This is a genomic window from Brevundimonas sp. Br13, assembly GCF_055391505.1.
Map to the genome: position 1 here is coordinate 1,079,208 of NZ_AP044008.1, position 15,954 is coordinate 1,095,161.

Genomic DNA, 15,954 nt, shown 5'->3' on the forward strand with positions numbered 1-15,954 from the left:
GTCGTGTTCAAGTCCTTGTCCATATCCATCAAGCTGATGATCGCGCTCGGGGCGATGATGAGCGCGTGCGGCGTGGCGACCCTGGTCGTCCTGTTCAGCCTGGTGACGCTGCAACGGTCGGACACGGCCGAACGGTCCGCCTATCAGATCAGCGAGGCGGCCACTCTGACCCTGGCCGCCGCCGTCGAACAGCAAAACGCCCTGCGCGCCTATGTGGCGACGGGCCAGGAGACGGCGCGACGGGACTATCTGGCGCGCAAGGCCGCCTTCGACCAGGCGGCCCAGGCCTTGGACGCCAGCGACGCCGATCATGTCTACGCCGCCCAGCATCAGGCGCTGAAGGCCGCCAGCGACGCCTTTCACCAGCAGTCGCAGGGGCTGATAGCCCAGGCCGCCGATCCGGCGACCCGGCTCCAGGCCGAAGCGCGGCTGTTGCAGACGGCGGACCTGAAGGACATTCGCGCCGCCGTCACCGCTGTCGATCAGGCCGCCGATGCGGTGCTGAGTCAGAGAAGCGCCGCCAAGAAGGCGGCTTTCGGACGGGGCTATGCGGCCCTGGTCGTCGGCGGGATCCTGGCCCTGCTGGTCGCCGCCGCCATGACGGTCTGGCTGGTCCGGGCGCTCAGCCAGCCGATCGTCGCCATGACCCGCGCCATGGCGCAGCTGGCCGGCGGCGATCTGAAGGTCTCCATCCCGGCCCAGGAGCGTGGCGACGAGATCGGCCGGATGGCCGCGGCCGTCGGCACCTTCCGCGACAACGCCGTCGAAAAGGCCCGGCTGGAAGCCGAGGCCCAGTCGCAGCGGGCGGTCAGCGAGGCCGAACATCGCGCCAATGAAGCCGAAAAGGCCCGGATCGCCGAGGAGGATCGGATCGCGCTTACGGCCCTGGCCGAGGGGCTGTCGGCCATGTCCAACGGCGACCTGACCTATCGGATCGAAACCGAGTTCGCGCCCAAGGCCGCCCAGCTCAAGTCCGACTTCAACGCCGCCATCGCCCAGCTGCAACAGGCGATGGGCGTCGTCCTGGGCAATGTGGCGGGCATTCGTTCGGGCGCGGCCGAGATTTCCCAGGCCGCCGACGACCTGTCGCGCCGCACCGAACAGCAGGCCGCCTCTCTGGAAGAGACGGCGGCCGCCCTGGACGAGATCACCGCCACGGTGAACAAGACCGCCGCGGGCGCGCGCCAGGCCGCTGACGTCGTCGACGCCGCCAAGGGCGACGCCGAGACCTCGGGCGTCATCGTCCGCGACGCGGTCGAAGCCATGCAGGCGATCGAGTCCTCGTCCAGCCAGATCAGCCAGATCATCGGCGTCATCGACGAGATCGCCTTCCAGACCAATCTGCTGGCTCTGAACGCGGGGGTCGAGGCGGCGCGGGCGGGCGAGGCCGGTCGCGGCTTCGCCGTCGTGGCCTCCGAGGTCCGCGCCCTGGCCCAGCGGTCGGCGGAGGCGGCGAAAGAGATCAAGACCCTGATCTCGACCTCCACCAGCCAGGTGGGCACCGGCGTGACCTTGGTCGGCCAGACCGGCGAGGCTTTGCAACGGATCGTCGACCGGGTGGCCGAGATCGACGGTCTGGTGTCGGAAATCGCCGCCTCGGCCCAGGAACAGGCCATCGGCCTGGCCCAGGTGAATACGGCCGTGAACCAGATGGACCAGGTCACCCAGCAGAATGCGGCCATGGTCGAACAGTCGACCGCCGCCAGCCACGCCTTGGATCAGGAAGCCCAGTCCCTGCAAGCCTCTGCGGCCCGGTTCAAGGTCGGGACCGTGGGTCAGGCCTTCCCCGCCAAGTCCGCGGCGCAACGTCCGGCGGCGCCGGCTCCGGCTTCGGCGCGGGCGTCTACGCCCCATATGGCGGCGGCCTTGAAGACCCTGGGGCGCGGCGGCGCGGCCCTTGCACCCAAGGCTGCGCCCGAAGCCGACGGCTGGGAAGAGTTCTAAGCGGCGACGCGGCTCAGGCCAGGATGTCCAGCAGGGTCGCCGTCATTTCGTCGGCGGTGCGGACCACGGCGGCGTTGGCGCTGAAGGCGGTCTTGGCCTGGAGGCGTTCGACGGTTTCCTCGGCGAGGTTGTCGAGCGGCGCGGTCGCAGTGCGGCGCGCGCTGTCGTCGAACCGCATCTGGGCGCTGGTCATTCCGGCGGCGGCGATGGAAAGCGCTTGCATGATGAAGCTCCAGGCGAGGTGGGTTCGATCGCCAGACTGCGTCTCTCCGGTCAACGTCGCCTGAAGGAACAGGGTGAACGGCGTTTTCCGCCCCGCTTCAGCCTTTATCCGTGTATAGAGCGCCCATCATTCGCCCGGCCTGAGGTCTGTCCTCGGCCGGGCGCGGTCGTTTCGACGACCGCCTCGTCCGTCATTCCAGGTAGCCGATGCCCTTTCCCGCCGTTCACCCCGCGCTCGACCGCGCTCTGATCAACAAGGGCTATGCCGAACCGACCCCGGTTCAGGCCGCCGTGCTGGAAGAGGGCCATGCGGACCGCGACCTGCTGGTCTCGGCCCAGACCGGATCGGGCAAGACGGTGGCCTTCGGCCTGGCGGCGGCGCCGACCCTGCTGGGCGACAGTCCCCAGTTCGGCCCCGGCGGCGCGCCCCTGTGCCTGGCCATCGCGCCCACGCGGGAGCTGGCCATGCAGGTCGCCGCCGAGCTACAATGGCTGTACGCCGACTCCGGCGCCAAGATCGCCACCTGCGTCGGCGGCATGGACGCGCGCCGTGAAGCGCGTGCCTTAAGCTTCGGCGTCCACATCGTCGTCGGCACGCCCGGCCGTCTGAAGGACCATATCGACCGGGGCAATCTGGACCTGTCCGAGCTGAAGGTCGCGGTGCTCGACGAGGCCGACGAGATGCTGGACATGGGCTTCCGCGAGGACCTGGAGCACATTCTGGACCAGGCGCCGGAAGGCCGCCGCACCCTGCTGTTCTCGGCCACCCTGGCGCGCGAGATCGTGACCCTGGCCAAGCGCTACCAGAAGGATGCGGTGCGGATCGACGCGACCGACAAGTCGCGCCAGCACGCCGACATCGAATACAGGGCCTATCGCATCGCGCCCAATGAGATCGAACATGCGGTGGTCAACACCCTGCGCTGGTTCGAGGCGCCGCGGGCCATGGTCTTCTGCTCCACGCGCGACAGCGTGCGGCATCTGCAATCGTCGCTTCTGGAGCGGGGCTTCTCCTCGGTCAGCCTGTCGGGCGAAATGGGCCAGCGCGAGCGGACCGACGCGCTTCAGTCGCTGCGGGACGGTCGCGCCCGCGTCTGCGTCGCCACCGACGTCGCCGCGCGGGGTCTGGACCTGCCCGACCTGGGCCTGGTCATCCACGCCGAACTGCCGATGAACCGCGCCGGCCTGCTGCACCGTTCGGGCCGGACGGGCCGGGCGGGCAAGAAGGGCGTCTCGGTCATGCTGGTGCCCCACTCGCGTCGCCGCAAGGCCGAGCGTCTGATGGACGAGGCGGGGATCGAGGCCGTCTGGTCCGGCGCCCCGACCTTCGACGAAATCCGCAAGGCCGACGAGGATCGGCTGCTGTCGCCCGCCCATTTCGAGGCCGAGGTGTCGGACGAGGACATGATCGTCGCCAAGCGGATGATCGCCGAACGCACGCCGGACGAGATCGCCGCCGCCCTGGTGCGCCTGTTGCGCAAGGAACAGCCGGCGCCGGAAGAACTGTCCGATCCGGGCGCCGATCGCGGGCCGGCCAAACGCGACCGCGCCGCCCGCAACGACGACGGCACGGCCGCCCAGCCCTGGCCCGGCGAACGCCTGGGCGCCGACGAGGTGGTCTGGTTCCGCCTGGACGTGGGCCGTAACAAGAACGCCGACCCCAAATGGCTGATCCCCCTGATCTGCCGCATCGGCGGCATTTCCAAGCCCCAGATCGGCTCGATCCGCACCTTCCCCGAAGAGACCCGGTTCGAGATCGCCAAGACCCATGAAAAGGCCTTCCGCGAGGCGGTCGCCGCCTCGAAGGAAGAGGTGAAGATCACGCCGTCGGAAGCGCCCACGCCGGGGTCGATGAAGGCGTCGCGCTTCGCCGGCAAGCCGCGCGAGGACGGCGACCGCCCCTTAAAGAAGACGCCCTACAAGCGTGCCGAAGGCGGAGAGGGCGACGCCCGTCCGCCGTTCAAGAAGAAGCCCTGGGCGCCCAAGACCGACGGCGCCGCCAATCCGCGGTCGAATGCGGCGGGCGACAAGCCCTTCGCCAAGAAGCCGTTCAAGGCCAAGCCGGGCTTCAAGAAGGACGGGTTCAAGAAGGACGGCTTCAAGGGCAAGCCCAAGGGCTGAGACTTGATTGATCCTGGGCGGAGGCGCACCCTTCGCCCATGAGCACGCCGTCCGAACCCCAGGGCCGATACGCCTCGTTCGAGGCCTTCTACCCCTATTACATCCATGAGCATTCCAACCGGACCTGTCGGCGCATCCACGTCGTGGGCACCGGACTGGTGATCCTGGCCCTTCTCGCCTTCGTCGTGACCCTGAATCCCTGGTGGCTTCTGGCCATGCCCCTGGTCGGCTACGGCTTCGCCTGGGTCGGACATTTCTTCTTCGAGAAGAACAAGCCTGCCACCTTCAAATATCCGCTGTGGAGCCTGATGGGCGACTTCCGCCTGTTCTTCGAGACGGTGTCCGGCAAACGCAAATTCTGACCGCGCGCCCTCGGTTTCGGAAGCTGCGCCTTTCTGGAAAATGGGTTATGCAGAAGGTGCGGCGGGAGGCCGCAGGGAAGGGGAAACGCTTCATGAAACGCATCGCCGCCGCGGCCGTCGCCGCCCTCATGCTCACGCCGGGCGTGGCCCTGGCCCAGAAGTCGGGAAGCCGCCCGGACTTCACCCTGTCGCCCAACTATGGGGAGGTGGAGCTGGAAAGCGGCTTCACCCCCGATCCCTGGACCAAGTCCATCCTGGCCGGCGGTTCCGTGGCCGCCTCGGCCGCCCGTTCGGGCTGCGAAGGTTCGGTCAGCGCCGCGCCGGATCTGCAACTGACCTATGAGGCCGGCGAACTGGACCTGACCGTCCGGGCCACGGCCTCGGAAGACACCACGCTTCTGATCAATACGCCCGACGGTCAGTGGCTGTGCGACGATGACAGCGGCGGCGATCTGAACCCTCAGGTGCTGATCTCCGATCCGCAGAGCGGCCGCTACGACATCTGGCTGGGCACCTATAATGACAAGATGGTCCAGGCGACGCTGGAGGTCAGCGAACTGGGCGGCTCCAGCAGCGGCGGCGGCGAAAGCCCCGATACGGATAAGGAGCCGAACTACGGCTCGGTGCGCCTGCGCACCGGCTTCACCCCCGATCCCCACGAAAAGTCGATCCTGGCCGGCGGCTCGGTCCCGGCCGCCAACGCCAAGGCGGGCTGTGAAGGTTCGGTCAGCGCGGCGCCCGACTATCAGGTCTTCTTCGAGGCGGGAAATCTGGACCTGACCTTCCTGGTCGAGGCGTCGGAAGACACCACCCTGTTGATCAATACGCCGAACGGCCGCTGGTACTGCGACGACGACAGCGGCGGCAGTCTGAACCCCAAGGTCCAGATCACCAATCCGCAGAGCGGCCGCTATGACGTCTGGGTCGGCACCTATGGGGACGACATGGTCCAGTCGACGCTGAAGGTCAGCGAACTGGACTGAGCCTTCGCAAATCCCGCACATGAAAACGCCGGCCCCTGACGGAGCCGGCGTTTTTCACGTCTTGAAGGTGATTTAGCGGGCGGCGCTTTCCCAGGCCGGCGGGCAGCCGTCGAAACGACCGGCGTCGGCGATGGTCAGGGTCCGCATGTTCAGACGGCGCGCCTGGGCCATCGAGCCGCGGCCGTTCCCGGTATAGAGGTCGATCTTCTGACCCTTGATCGCCCCGCCGGTGTCGGAGGCGTACCAATAGCCGTCATGGATCGAACCGTCGGCCAGACGCATCCCCACGGTTTCGCGGATGAAGAGTTTGGTGCGACGCGGAATGACGCGGGGATCGACCGCCACGGTGCGCATGGCGATGGGACGGCAACCCAGGGAATCATTGCCCGTCGCCCCGCCGCCGCCCGCATGATAGAGCCGGGCTGAGGCGCGCCAGTCGGGATCGCCGGCCATCAGCTCGGCCTGTTCCTCGGTCAGGGCCGCAGCCTCCAGATCGGGGGAACCGATGTCGTCCGCCGGGGTTTCAACCCTGGCTGCATCCGCCGCGACAGCGACATTGTAAGGGACTGGCTCGCTCGAAACCGAGGACAGAGCGGTCCACAACAAGGCGAAGGCAGCGGAGGCGCCGATCATCCGATTTGCTCATAGAGGCGCCGGCTCCCAACGCCGCCGGCGCGCGTTTTGTCGCCGGGACTTGTGGCCAGAAAGGGGCGCGGCTCAAAACGCCTTGATGACGACCGATAGGGCTGTCGCCAACAGATAGACTGCAAAGGCTTTTTTCAGGACGCGCCGATCCAGCCGGTGCGCCAGCCGCGCGCCCAGCGGCGCCGACAGGGACGTCATCGTCCCCATGATCACGGCGGCGGGCAGATTGACATAGCCGAGCGACAGGGGCGGGCGGCCCGGCGCGTCCCAGCCGAAGACGACGAAACCGGCCGCCGCCGCCGCTCCGATCGCGACCCCGAAGCCCGAGGCCGTCGCCACCGCCTGGTGGATCGGCCGGCCGAACAGGCTCATGGTCATGCCGCCCAGACTGCCGCCCCCCACGCCCATCATGGCCGAGAACAGGCCGATCAGGCTTCCCAGGACGCCTCGGGACCAGCCCGTCGGCATGTCCTTGCGCAGCACGTAGCGCTCTGGCAGCAGGCCCATCTGGGCCGCCACCAGGATCAGCAGGACGCCGTAGACCAGGGCCAGCCCCTCCATGGAGGTCACGCCGGCGATGGCCGCCCCCGCCACGGCGCCCAGGGCCACCCAGGGCGTCCAGGTCCGCAGCACCTGTTCGTCCACCGCCCCGTGCTTGCGGTGGGCGGCCAAGGATCGCAGGGCGGTGACCACGATGGTCGCCAGCGAGGTGCCGATGGCGGTGTGCAGATCGCCCTCTCCCCCGACGCCCAGGACGGTGAAGGCGTAGAACAGCACCGGCACCAGAACCGTGCCGCCGCCCACCCCGAACAGGCCGGCGATGATCCCGCCGAACAGCCCCGCCCCGATCAGGGCCAGAACCAGCAGGGCGATTTCAGACAGGGGCAGGCCGAACATGCCGCGCCCTTAGCAGGCGCGGGGCGCCTTCACCATCAGAACCGGTAGTTGAGCCCGATCTGCACGACGGGCAGGACCTTGTAGTCGTCGGCGTCGGCCTGAATCTCACGCTCCTCTTCCGCCAGACGATCCTGGAAGGCCGGCTGGTCGGACAGGGTCCCGCCCGAGGCGTTCAGATCGACCTGGGGCGCATCGCCGAAGGCCGCGCCGGCCAGCAGCCGCAAGCCCCAGCGCCCGTCATGGGTGAAGGTGTTGTCGAACCCGAGGCCGACGAAGGGGGCCGTGCTTTCCAGGTCGATGCGGCCGGTCAGGGTTCCGACCTGCTCAGGCGTGAAGACCAGGCCGCCGATATTGACCGGCTCGGTCGGGGTGGCGTTCAGATCGACCTTGCGCGTGCCGAAATAGGCGCCGGCCGAGACGAAGAAGGGGTTCTTGAACGGGTGCAGATCCACGAAGGCGCCCGGCGACTTGAAGTCGATATCGGCCTCATAGTCGATGCCGTCATAGGTGTCGTCGCGGTCCCATTGAAGCGCGTCATAACCGCCGCGCAGCACCAGATAGTCGTTCACGGCGAACTGGGCCTGAAGCCCGGCCCCCGGCGTGCCGACCTGGGCGCCCAGGGCGAAACGGCCCCGTTCCGCGTTTGCAACGGGCGTCTGGGCTGCGGCCTGGGCGGCGGGCAGGAGGGCGGCCGCGGCGGCGGCGGCGAGGGCGATGAACTTCATGGCGGGTTCCGGTCGAAGAGGTTTGACGCTGAAAGGCGCGACGCCCCGGACGGTTCCCAGCTCGGCGTGTTTCAGACCCGGCGTGTCTCAGGCCGCCGCGTCGCGCCGCGCCTCGGCCTCGCGCACCGCCTCGGCGGCGCGGTCCAGAACCTCCAGCCCCGCGCCCGGCCGGATGGCCTCGACCGTCAGGATGCGGCGGAAGGCCCGCGCCCCCGGCCGTCCGTGCATCAGCCCCAGCATGTGGCGCGTCATGGTCGCCAGCCGCACCCCCTCCGCCAGCCGGGCCGCCATATAGGGGCGATAACGGTCCAGGGCCGCAAAGGCGTCGACGTCGACCGTCTCGGCCCCGAACAGGCGCCGATCCGCCTGACCCAGGAGGGCCGGCTCATGATAGGCGGCCCGGCCCAGCATCACCCCGTCCAGCCGCACCCCGTCGGTGTCGTCCAGCAGGGCCTCGGCCTGATCCAGATCGGCGATCCCGCCGTTGATCGAAATGTTCAGCTGGGGCCGCTCGCGCTTCAGCCGGCGCACCAGTCCATAATCCAGGGGCGGCACGTCCCGGTTCTCCTTGGGCGACAGGCCCTGAAGCCAGGCCTTGCGCGCATGGACGATGAAGACCTCGATCCCGACGGCGGCGCAGGCGTCCACGGTGGCGAACAGGCTGACCTGGGGGTCCTGGTCGTCGACGCCGATCCGGCATTTGACCGTGGCGGGCACGGACACGGCCTCCCGGATCGCCGCCATACAGTCGGCGACCAGCGCCGGCTCGCGCATCAGACAGGCGCCGAACCGGCCCGACTGAACCCGGTCCGAGGGACAGCCGACGTTCAGATTGATCTCGTTATAGCCGTAGGCTTCACCGATCCTGGCCGCCTGGGCCAGCGCTTCAGGATCGGACCCGCCCAGTTGCAGGGCGACCGGATGTTCGACCGCGTCAAACCCCAGCAGATGATCCCGATCCCCATGCAGCACCGCCGGCGCCGTCACCATCTCCGTATAGAGCAGGGCCCGCGCGCTGAGGGCGCGGTGAAACGCCCGGCAATGCCGGTCGGTCCAGTCCATCATCGGGGCCACGGACAGCCTACGTGCGTGGGTTATAGGCATGGTTCAGTAATATCAAAACTTTGGTTGGCAGACTGTGCGCTCGATCTTGCGTCGGTTTGCGACGTTGTTTCCGGCTTTTCGACATCTCAGCGCACGCAGGGCGCACACGAAAATGGCGAGGTATTCGAAGCTCCCGTCCGGAACATCGCGGGTCCAGGTCAGGAGGAAGGGTCGCTATATAGGCGAGACCGTCCTCAAACGCGATGATGCGCGGCGGTGGGCGACTGAGGCCGAGGGCCGCATTGGCCGCGCTTAGCGAGGTTCCGTGGCGGCGCAGCCGTTCATTATGCGGAATCGGCTCGGCGATCCCAGTGCCTGGACGGCGCGCGCCCCCTCTCCTCGGGCGTTGGCGGTTCATCGACTGATGAGGCGCGGGACAGCGGCCGTCAGCGCCGTTTCGATCCCTGTCGAGCCGGACGATCCTGATCGGACCCGCGACGCTCGTGGGGAGACAGTCGCGTCCGGTGCATGTCGCAGATGTCCTTTATCCAGGCGTGAACAGCCTTGATCCGTGCACTGCCGTGGACCTCCCGGTGGGTGCTGAGCCAGAAACGACGCTCTATCCAGAGGTCTGGAAGCACGCGTTGGAGGCCGGTCGCCATGAAGCAGGGCAGGACGCCGATTCCCCCGTTCCCGGCGATGATTTCCCTCTGCGCGCGGATGGATGAAGAGGAAAGGACGGGCTTCAAACCCGGTGAAACCTCATCGAGATACCTGAGCTCCGGCGCATAGATCAGATCCTCGACATAGCCGACGATGTCGTGCCCGGTCAGGTCATTGGCGTCCTGGGGCGTCGGGTGTCGCTCGAGATACTCCGGCGAGGCGTAGAGCCCGAGCTGATAGGGCGTCAGCGGCTCCACGACCAGGCGAGCGCTGTCGGGCGCGCTCAGGGTGACGGCCATATCCACTTCGCGACGGCTGGGAGAGAGAAAGCCCGAACTGGCCGCCAGTTCTATCCGGAGATGAGGATGCTGTCGGCGAAGCCCGGAAAGGGCAGGCGCCAGGATGGTGGCGCCGAATCCCTCGGCGGCGCTGATCCGCACGGTGCCCGCAATGCGATCGGGATGGCCGACGCTCGCCGCAGCTTCCATCGCCACCTCGGCCTGGGCGCCCGTTTCGAGGAGGTAGGCGCCGGCGGCTGTCAGCCGAAGGCCGCTTTTGGACCTCACAAGCAAGGTGGCCTTCAGGGCCGACTCCAGCCTCGCGATCCGGCGGCCCACGGTCGCCGCGTCAATCCCGAGCCGGATGGACGCTGTCGAAAGGGAGCCGCTGCGGGCTGCGGCGAGGAACACTCGGAGATCGTCCCAATCAAACATGCGAAAATGCAATCTCAAACACGCAAAAACGCAGTTCAAGTCTGTAGATGAACAGTCTAGGGCTGGGCAAGATAAAAAAGGCAGGAACGCTCATGCGCGACATCAACCATTTCATCGACGGCGCCGTCTTCGCGGGCGCGTCGGGCCGGTTCGGCGAGGTGTTCGATCCCAATACGGGGGCGGTTCAGGCGCGGGTCCAGCTGGCCACGGCCGGCGAGGTCGATCGCGCCGTCCAGGCGGCCCAGAACGCTTTCGAGGGCTGGTCCAGCACCAATCCCCAGCGTCGCGCCCGAGTCATGTTCGACTTCAAACGCCTGGTCGAGGCGAACATGAACGAACTGGCCGAACTGCTGTCCAGCGAGCACGGCAAGGTCATCGCCGACTCCAAGGGCGACATCCAGCGCGGCCTGGAGGTGATCGAGTTCGCCTGCGGCATCCCCCATGCGCTGAAGGGCGAATACACCCAAGGGGCCGGGCCCGGCATCGACGTCTATTCGATGCGCCAGCCGCTGGGCGTGGTGGCGGGCATCACCCCGTTCAACTTCCCGGCCATGATCCCGATGTGGATGTTCGGCGTGGCGATCGCGGTGGGCAACACCTTCGTGCTGAAGCCGTCCGAACGCGATCCGTCGGTGCCGGTGCGGCTGGCCGAACTGATGCTGGAGGCCGGGGCGCCCAACGGCGTGCTGAACGTGGTGCATGGCGACAAGACCGCGGTCGACGCCATCCTGACCCATCCCCTGGTCCACGCCGTCAGCTTCGTCGGCTCGTCCGACATCGCCCACTATGTCTATCAGACCGGCGCGGCCAACCATAAGCGGGTCCAGGCCATGGGCGGGGCCAAGAACCACGGGATCGTCCTGCCTGACGCCGACATGGATCAGGTGATCAAGGATCTGGCGGGCGCGGCCTATGGCTCGGCCGGCGAGCGCTGCATGGCCCTGCCGGTGGTCGTGCCGGTCGGCAAGAAGACGGCGGACGAACTCCGTGAACGGATGGTCGCCGAAATCCCCTCGCTGCGGGTCGGCGTCTCGACCGACGCCGGCGCCCACTACGGTCCCGTCGTCACGGCCCAGCACCGCGAGCGCGTCGCCGGCTGGATCGAGAAGGGCGTTCAGGAAGGCGCCGAACTGGTCGTCGACGGTCGCGACTTCAGCCTGCAGGGGCATGAGAAGGGCTATTTCATCGGCCCGTCCCTGTTCGACCATGTGAAGCCCGAGATGTCGTCCTATCAGGAGGAGATCTTCGGCCCGGTGCTCCAGATCGTCCGCGCCGAAACCTTCGAGGAGGCCCTGGCCCTGCCGTCGAACCACCAGTACGGCAACGGCGTCGCCATCTTCACCCAGAACGGCCGCGCGGCCCGCGACTTCGCCGCCCGGGTCAATGTCGGCATGGTCGGGATAAACGTGCCCATTCCGGTGCCGGTCGCCTATCACACCTTCGGCGGCTGGAAGCGTTCGGCCTTCGGCGACATCAACCAGCACGGCATGGAAGGGGTCCGCTTCTGGACCAAGACCAAGACCGTGACCGCCCGCTGGCCCGACAGCGCCCTGGAGCATTCGGACAGCTCGTTCGTCATTCCGACGATGCGCTGACCCTTCGCCGCCGTCACCCTCGGGCTTGACCCGAGGGCCGGATTGTCCGCGGCTTGTGCGACGACGCGGACGCGCAGACGCTCCGGCCTCCGATCCTCGGGCAAGCCCGAGGATGACGGGGGAGGGGCGGGGAGTGATGACCTATGAACTTCGCCCTTACCGACGACCAACGCGCCATCCAGGATGCGGCCCGCGCCTTCGCCGACGCCGAACTGGCGCCCCATTCGGCGCGCTGGGACGAGGAGAAGCAGTTCCCCGTCGAAGTGATGAAACAGGCGGCCGAGATGGGCTTCTGCGGCATCTATACGGCCGAGGAACACGGCGGCATGGCGCTCGGCCGGGTCGAGGCGGCGCTGATCTTCGAGGAGTTGTCGCGCGGCGATGTGGCGACGGCGGCCTTCATCTCGATCCACAATATGGCGACCTGGATGATCGACCGGTTCGGATCGGACGCTCTGCGCGCGCGGTTCGTGCCCGATCTGGTCGGGATGGAGAAGATCGCTTCGTACTGCCTGACCGAGCCGGGCTCCGGCTCCGACGCGGCGGCGCTGCGGACCACGGCGGTGCGCGACGGCGACCACTATGTGCTGAACGGCTCCAAGGCCTTCATCTCGGGCGCGGGGACCAGCGACCTCTATGTCGTCATGGTTCGCACCGGCGGCGAAGGCCCCAAGGGGATCAGCGCCCTGGTGGTGGAGGCCGGCACGCCGGGCCTGTCGTTCGGGGCCCAGGAACGGAAAATGGGCTGGAACGCCCAGCCGACCGCCATCGTCCAGTTCGACGACTGTCGCGTGCCCGTCGCCAATCTGCTGGGCGAGGAGGGGGCGGGCTTCCGCTACGCCATGGCGGGGCTGGACGGCGGGCGTCTGAACATCGCCGCCTGTTCGCTGGGCGGGGCGCGGCTGGCCCTGGAGACGGCCCAGGACTATGTCGCCACCCGCAAACAGTTCGGTCGGCCGATCGGCGAGTTCCAGGCCCTTCAGTTCCGCCTGGCGGACATGGCGACGGATCTGGAGGCGGCGCGGCTGATGGTGTTGCGCGGCGCCTGGGCCATCGACGCCGACCATCCGGAAAAGACCAAATGGTGCGCCATGGCCAAGCGTCTGGCGACCGACGCCTGTTTCCAGATCGCCGACGAGGCCCTGCAACTGCACGGCGGCTACGGCTATCTGAAGGACTATCCGCTGGAGCGGATCGTGCGCGACCTGCGGGTCCACCGCATCCTGGAAGGGACCAATGAGATCATGCGGGTGATCATTGCGCGGGAGATGGGGCGGGGATGATGGCGGTCGGCGCCGCGATCTGTTATTCTGACCAGAATTCTGATCAGGAATTCGACCATGCGCTCCATCGGGGTTCTCGAGGCCAAGACGTCGCTGTCGGCCTTGCTGGACGAGGTTCAGACCTCAGGCGAGACCATCGTCATCACCCGACACGGGCGACCAGTGGCGCGGCTGACGCCCGAGCCGCGTCGTCGCCGACTGTCCGGCGCCGAACTGGCCGCACGGTCTCAGGCCTTTATGGCCGGGCAGGCGGCGGATGCGGACTGGGCGCAAATGAGCTGGGACCAGTTGAAGGCGATTGCGCGCGATGAAGACCCTGGTCGTTGACGCCTCGGCGGCGGCGTCCTGGCTGCTGGCGAGCCAATCCACGGCTCCAGCGCGTCGTCTGCTGGCGGCGCTGGACGACTATGAACTGATCGCGCCAGATGTCTTTCAGTGGGAAATCGGCAATCTGCTGGTCCGGCAATCGCGGCGCGACGCCGGGTTCGACCTGTCCCAAGCCTTCGCGCGGCTGGACGAGTATGAGATCGGTCTCGCCCCTGTCATGTCCGCTGCCGAGGTGCGGCGGATGGCCTTTCTGGCCCAGGGTCGGGGCTTGAGTCTGTTTGACGCGGCCTATCTGTGGCTGACGCTCGAAAGGGACGCCGGCCTGGCGTCGCGGGACGCCGATCTTCTGAACGCCGTGGCGGACGCCGGCCAGGATGTTCTCGATCTCAGGGAAAAGGAACGTCCATGACCGAAGCCGAAATCATCGCCCGCATCGAGAACGGCGTGGGCCGCATCACCCTGAACCGGCCCAAGGCGATCCACGCGCTAAACCGGCCGATGTGCGAGGTCATGACCCAGGCTCTGCTGGCCTGGCGCGACGATGCGGCGGTCACGTCGGTGCTGATCGACCATGCCGGCGAGCGCGGCTTCTGCGCCGGGGGCGACATCCGCACGCTCGCCGAGAGCGGGGCGGGGGATGCGTCGGAGGCCAGGGCCTTCTTCCTGGCGGAATATCGGTTGAACCATCTGATGTTCGACTATCCCAAGCCGATCACGGCGATCGTGGACGGGATCGTCATGGGCGGCGGCGTCGGGATATCGGAACCCGCCGCCATCCGCATCGCCACCGAGCGGACGACCTACGCCATGCCCGAGACGGGCATCGGCCTGTTCCCCGACGTGGGCGGCGGCTGGTTCCTGCCGCGCCTGCCGGGCCAGACCGGCGTCTGGCTGGCGCTGACGGGGGCGCGGCTGAAGGCGGCGGCCACCATCGAACTGGGCATCCACACCCACTATGTCCCGTCCGATCAGATCGAGGCGTTGAAGGCGGACATAGTGAACGGCGGCGAGCCGATCGCGGTCGCCGAACGTTACGATTTCCGCATTCCGCCGGGCCTTTCGGACCACCGCGCGGCCATCGACCGGCTGTTCGCCTTCGACACGGTCGAAGAGATCTTCGCAGCCCTGGAGGCGGACGGTTCGGACTGGGCCCTGGCTCAGCTGGCGGTTCTGAAGACCAAGTCGCCCCAGTCGTTGAAGGTCTCGCTGCGCCAGATCCGCACCGGGGCCAGGCTGACCGCCTTCGCCGACAATATGGCGATGGAATACGCCCTGGGCGGCCGGATGGTGCGGACCCACGACTTCCAGGAGGGTGTCCGCGCGGTGATCGTCGACAAGGACAATGCGCCGAAATGGTCCCCTGCGGACCTGTCGGGCGTTACCGAGGCGACGCTGGCCGCCCTGTTCGCGCCTCTGCCTGAACATGAACAATGGACGCCGCTGCCCTGACAGCGTCCCCGCTTTCGCGGGGATGAGCGGGCGACAATAGGGAAAGAGACCATGACCAAGATCGCCTTCATCGGCCTGGGCAATATGGGCGGGGGCATGGCCGCCAACCAGGCCAAGGCCGGCCACGCCGTCGCCGCCTTCGACCTGTCGCAGGCGGCCCTGGACAGGGCCGCCGCCGCCGGCTGCACGCCTGCGGCTTCGGTCGCCGAGGCCGTGCGCGACGCCGAGGTGGTGATCACCATGCTGCCCGCCGGCCCCCATGTGCATAAGGTCTATGCCGAACAGATCATCGGGGCGGCGCCGTCCAGCGCCCTGCTGCTGGACTGCTCCACCATCGACGTGGAGACGGCGCGCAAGGTGGCGGGCCTGGCCAAGGCGGCCGGCTACGCCTTCGCCGACGCGCCGGTGTCGGGCGGGACGGCGGCGGCCGATGCGGGAACCCTGGCCTTCATGGTCGGCTGCGACGAGGGCGATTTCGCCCGGGTCGAGGCGGCGCTGGAGCCGATGAGCCGGATCACCATCCGCGCCGGCGATCACGGCGCGGGCCAGGCGGCCAAGATCTGCAACAACATGCTCCTGGGCATATCCATGCTGGGCGCGTGCGAGGCGATCGCCCTGGCCGAAAAACTGGGCCTGGACCCGGAGCGCTTCTTCGAGATCGCCTCCAAATCCTCGGGCCAGTGCTGGAGCGTGACCAGCTATTATCCCTGGCCCGGCCCCGTACCCGCCGCCCCGTCCAACCGCGGCTATCAGGGCGGATTCGCCACCGCCATGATGCTGAAGGATCTGAAACTGGCCCAGGACGCGGCGGCCAAGTCCGGCGCCTCCACCCCCCTGGGCGCCCAGGCCGAGGCCCTCTACGCCCTGTTCGACGGCCTGGGCCACGGCGGCCGCGACTTCTCGGCCATGCTGCAGATGCTGCGCGGACGGCTGGACGCGCTGGAGGCCCAATGATGGCCGACACCCCGGCCCCAGGCGCTG

General features: G+C 68.0%; 16 protein-coding genes. 10 read left to right on the top strand and 6 right to left on the bottom strand.

Going from position 1 to position 15,954, the window contains the following annotated elements:
• The first annotated feature begins 36 nt into the window (after positions 1-36).
• Positions 37-1,944 carry a methyl-accepting chemotaxis protein gene (locus tag ACZ5M6_RS05360; protein ID WP_464160100.1) on the top strand — a complete coding sequence of 636 codons (1,908 nt, stop codon included), beginning with the start codon at positions 37-39 and terminating at the stop codon, positions 1,942-1,944.
• Positions 1,945-1,957: 13 nt separating this feature from the next.
• Here the strand turns inward: ACZ5M6_RS05360 and ACZ5M6_RS05365 are convergent, their stop codons facing one another.
• On the bottom strand, positions 1,958-2,167 hold the full coding sequence (locus ACZ5M6_RS05365) for a flagellar basal body rod C-terminal domain-containing protein (RefSeq protein WP_191555173.1): 210 nt from the start codon (positions 2,165-2,167) through the stop codon (positions 1,958-1,960).
• Between the two features lie 206 nt (positions 2,168-2,373).
• Between ACZ5M6_RS05365 and ACZ5M6_RS05370 the strand changes: the two genes are divergently transcribed.
• The 3 genes from ACZ5M6_RS05370 (at position 2,374) to ACZ5M6_RS05380 (ending at position 5,632) form a co-directional block, all read left to right on the top strand.
• Positions 2,374-4,287 carry a DEAD/DEAH box helicase gene (locus tag ACZ5M6_RS05370; RefSeq protein WP_201463767.1) on the top strand — a complete coding sequence of 638 codons (1,914 nt, stop codon included), beginning with the start codon at positions 2,374-2,376 and terminating at the stop codon, positions 4,285-4,287.
• Between the two features lie 38 nt (positions 4,288-4,325).
• Complete coding sequence (locus tag ACZ5M6_RS05375; RefSeq protein ID WP_201463768.1) at positions 4,326-4,649, top strand: Mpo1-like protein; 324 nt, start codon at positions 4,326-4,328, stop codon at positions 4,647-4,649.
• A gap of 92 nt (positions 4,650-4,741) precedes the next feature.
• Entirely contained in the window at positions 4,742-5,632 is an 891-nt protein-coding gene (locus ACZ5M6_RS05380; RefSeq protein WP_191558197.1) for a hypothetical protein, read from the top strand.
• 72 nt (positions 5,633-5,704) lie between these two features.
• Here ACZ5M6_RS05380 and ACZ5M6_RS05385 read toward each other — a convergent pair whose 3' ends face one another.
• The 5 genes from ACZ5M6_RS05385 to ACZ5M6_RS05405 form a co-directional block, all read right to left on the bottom strand.
• Positions 5,705-6,265: a 3D domain-containing protein gene (locus tag ACZ5M6_RS05385; RefSeq protein ID WP_082382608.1), complete on the bottom strand. Its 561-nt coding sequence runs from the start codon at positions 6,263-6,265 to the stop codon at positions 5,705-5,707.
• Between the two features lie 84 nt (positions 6,266-6,349).
• Positions 6,350-7,174: a sulfite exporter TauE/SafE family protein gene (locus ACZ5M6_RS05390; protein ID WP_054764804.1), complete on the bottom strand. Its 825-nt coding sequence runs from the start codon at positions 7,172-7,174 to the stop codon at positions 6,350-6,352.
• Positions 7,175-7,209: 35 nt separating this feature from the next.
• On the bottom strand, positions 7,210-7,899 hold the full coding sequence (locus ACZ5M6_RS05395; protein WP_152949558.1) for a hypothetical protein: 690 nt from the start codon (positions 7,897-7,899) through the stop codon (positions 7,210-7,212).
• An 87-nt stretch (positions 7,900-7,986) separates the two neighbouring features.
• Positions 7,987-9,003, bottom strand: coding sequence for a tRNA dihydrouridine(20/20a) synthase DusA (dusA, locus tag ACZ5M6_RS05400; protein WP_464159851.1), 1,017 nt, complete (start codon positions 9,001-9,003; stop codon positions 7,987-7,989).
• Positions 9,004-9,389: 386 nt separating this feature from the next.
• Positions 9,390-10,319 (bottom strand): LysR family transcriptional regulator, encoded by a 930-nt coding sequence (locus ACZ5M6_RS05405; RefSeq protein WP_054764807.1) that lies wholly within the window; start codon positions 10,317-10,319, stop codon positions 9,390-9,392.
• 92 nt (positions 10,320-10,411) lie between these two features.
• Between ACZ5M6_RS05405 and ACZ5M6_RS05410 the strand changes: the two genes are divergently transcribed.
• The 6 genes from ACZ5M6_RS05410 (at position 10,412) to mmsB (ending at position 15,927) form a co-directional block, all read left to right on the top strand.
• Positions 10,412-11,914, top strand: coding sequence for a CoA-acylating methylmalonate-semialdehyde dehydrogenase (locus tag ACZ5M6_RS05410; protein ID WP_348684623.1), 1,503 nt, complete (start codon positions 10,412-10,414; stop codon positions 11,912-11,914).
• Positions 11,915-12,057: 143 nt separating this feature from the next.
• Entirely contained in the window at positions 12,058-13,197 is a 1,140-nt protein-coding gene (locus ACZ5M6_RS05415; RefSeq protein WP_464159852.1) for an isobutyryl-CoA dehydrogenase, read from the top strand.
• A 57-nt stretch (positions 13,198-13,254) separates the two neighbouring features.
• The gene (locus tag ACZ5M6_RS05420) at positions 13,255-13,524 is read left to right on the top strand and encodes a type II toxin-antitoxin system Phd/YefM family antitoxin (RefSeq protein ID WP_082382609.1); all 270 of its coding nucleotides are present in this window, start codon (positions 13,255-13,257) and stop codon (positions 13,522-13,524) included.
• Positions 13,505-13,933, top strand: a complete 429-nt coding sequence (locus ACZ5M6_RS05425; protein ID WP_054764810.1) for a type II toxin-antitoxin system VapC family toxin — start codon at positions 13,505-13,507, stop codon at positions 13,931-13,933. Before ACZ5M6_RS05420 ends, ACZ5M6_RS05425 begins: the two co-directional genes overlap by 20 nt.
• Entirely contained in the window at positions 13,930-14,973 is a 1,044-nt protein-coding gene (locus ACZ5M6_RS05430; RefSeq protein ID WP_464159853.1) for an enoyl-CoA hydratase/isomerase family protein, read from the top strand. The genes ACZ5M6_RS05425 and ACZ5M6_RS05430 overlap by 4 nt, the downstream gene beginning before the upstream one ends.
• A gap of 51 nt (positions 14,974-15,024) precedes the next feature.
• The gene (gene mmsB / locus ACZ5M6_RS05435; RefSeq protein WP_152949563.1) at positions 15,025-15,927 is read left to right on the top strand and encodes a 3-hydroxyisobutyrate dehydrogenase; all 903 of its coding nucleotides are present in this window, start codon (positions 15,025-15,027) and stop codon (positions 15,925-15,927) included.
• Positions 15,928-15,954 lie beyond the last annotated feature (27 nt).

Bases quoted from the DNA above. Each gene is read 5' to 3' on its own strand.
- ACZ5M6_RS05360 (WP_464160100.1), top strand. From the start codon at position 37: ATGATCGCGCTCGGGGCGATGATGAGCGCGTGCGGCGTGGCGACCCTG.
- ACZ5M6_RS05365 (WP_191555173.1), bottom strand. From the start codon at position 2,167: ATGCAAGCGCTTTCCATCGCCGCCGCCGGAATGACCAGCGCCCAGATG.
- ACZ5M6_RS05370 (WP_201463767.1), top strand. From the start codon at position 2,374: ATGCCCTTTCCCGCCGTTCACCCCGCGCTCGACCGCGCTCTGATCAAC.
- ACZ5M6_RS05375 (WP_201463768.1), top strand. From the start codon at position 4,326: ATGAGCACGCCGTCCGAACCCCAGGGCCGATACGCCTCGTTCGAGGCC.
- ACZ5M6_RS05380 (WP_191558197.1), top strand. From the start codon at position 4,742: ATGAAACGCATCGCCGCCGCGGCCGTCGCCGCCCTCATGCTCACGCCG.
- ACZ5M6_RS05385 (WP_082382608.1), bottom strand. From the start codon at position 6,265: ATGATCGGCGCCTCCGCTGCCTTCGCCTTGTTGTGGACCGCTCTGTCC.
- ACZ5M6_RS05390 (WP_054764804.1), bottom strand. From the start codon at position 7,174: ATGTTCGGCCTGCCCCTGTCTGAAATCGCCCTGCTGGTTCTGGCCCTG.
- ACZ5M6_RS05395 (WP_152949558.1), bottom strand. From the start codon at position 7,899: ATGAAGTTCATCGCCCTCGCCGCCGCCGCCGCGGCCGCCCTCCTGCCC.
- dusA (WP_464159851.1), bottom strand. From the start codon at position 9,003: ATGCCTATAACCCACGCACGTAGGCTGTCCGTGGCCCCGATGATGGAC.
- ACZ5M6_RS05405 (WP_054764807.1), bottom strand. From the start codon at position 10,319: ATGTTTGATTGGGACGATCTCCGAGTGTTCCTCGCCGCAGCCCGCAGC.
- ACZ5M6_RS05410 (WP_348684623.1), top strand. From the start codon at position 10,412: ATGCGCGACATCAACCATTTCATCGACGGCGCCGTCTTCGCGGGCGCG.
- ACZ5M6_RS05415 (WP_464159852.1), top strand. From the start codon at position 12,058: ATGAACTTCGCCCTTACCGACGACCAACGCGCCATCCAGGATGCGGCC.
- ACZ5M6_RS05420 (WP_082382609.1), top strand. From the start codon at position 13,255: ATGCGCTCCATCGGGGTTCTCGAGGCCAAGACGTCGCTGTCGGCCTTG.
- ACZ5M6_RS05425 (WP_054764810.1), top strand. From the start codon at position 13,505: ATGAAGACCCTGGTCGTTGACGCCTCGGCGGCGGCGTCCTGGCTGCTG.
- ACZ5M6_RS05430 (WP_464159853.1), top strand. From the start codon at position 13,930: ATGACCGAAGCCGAAATCATCGCCCGCATCGAGAACGGCGTGGGCCGC.
- mmsB (WP_152949563.1), top strand. From the start codon at position 15,025: ATGACCAAGATCGCCTTCATCGGCCTGGGCAATATGGGCGGGGGCATG.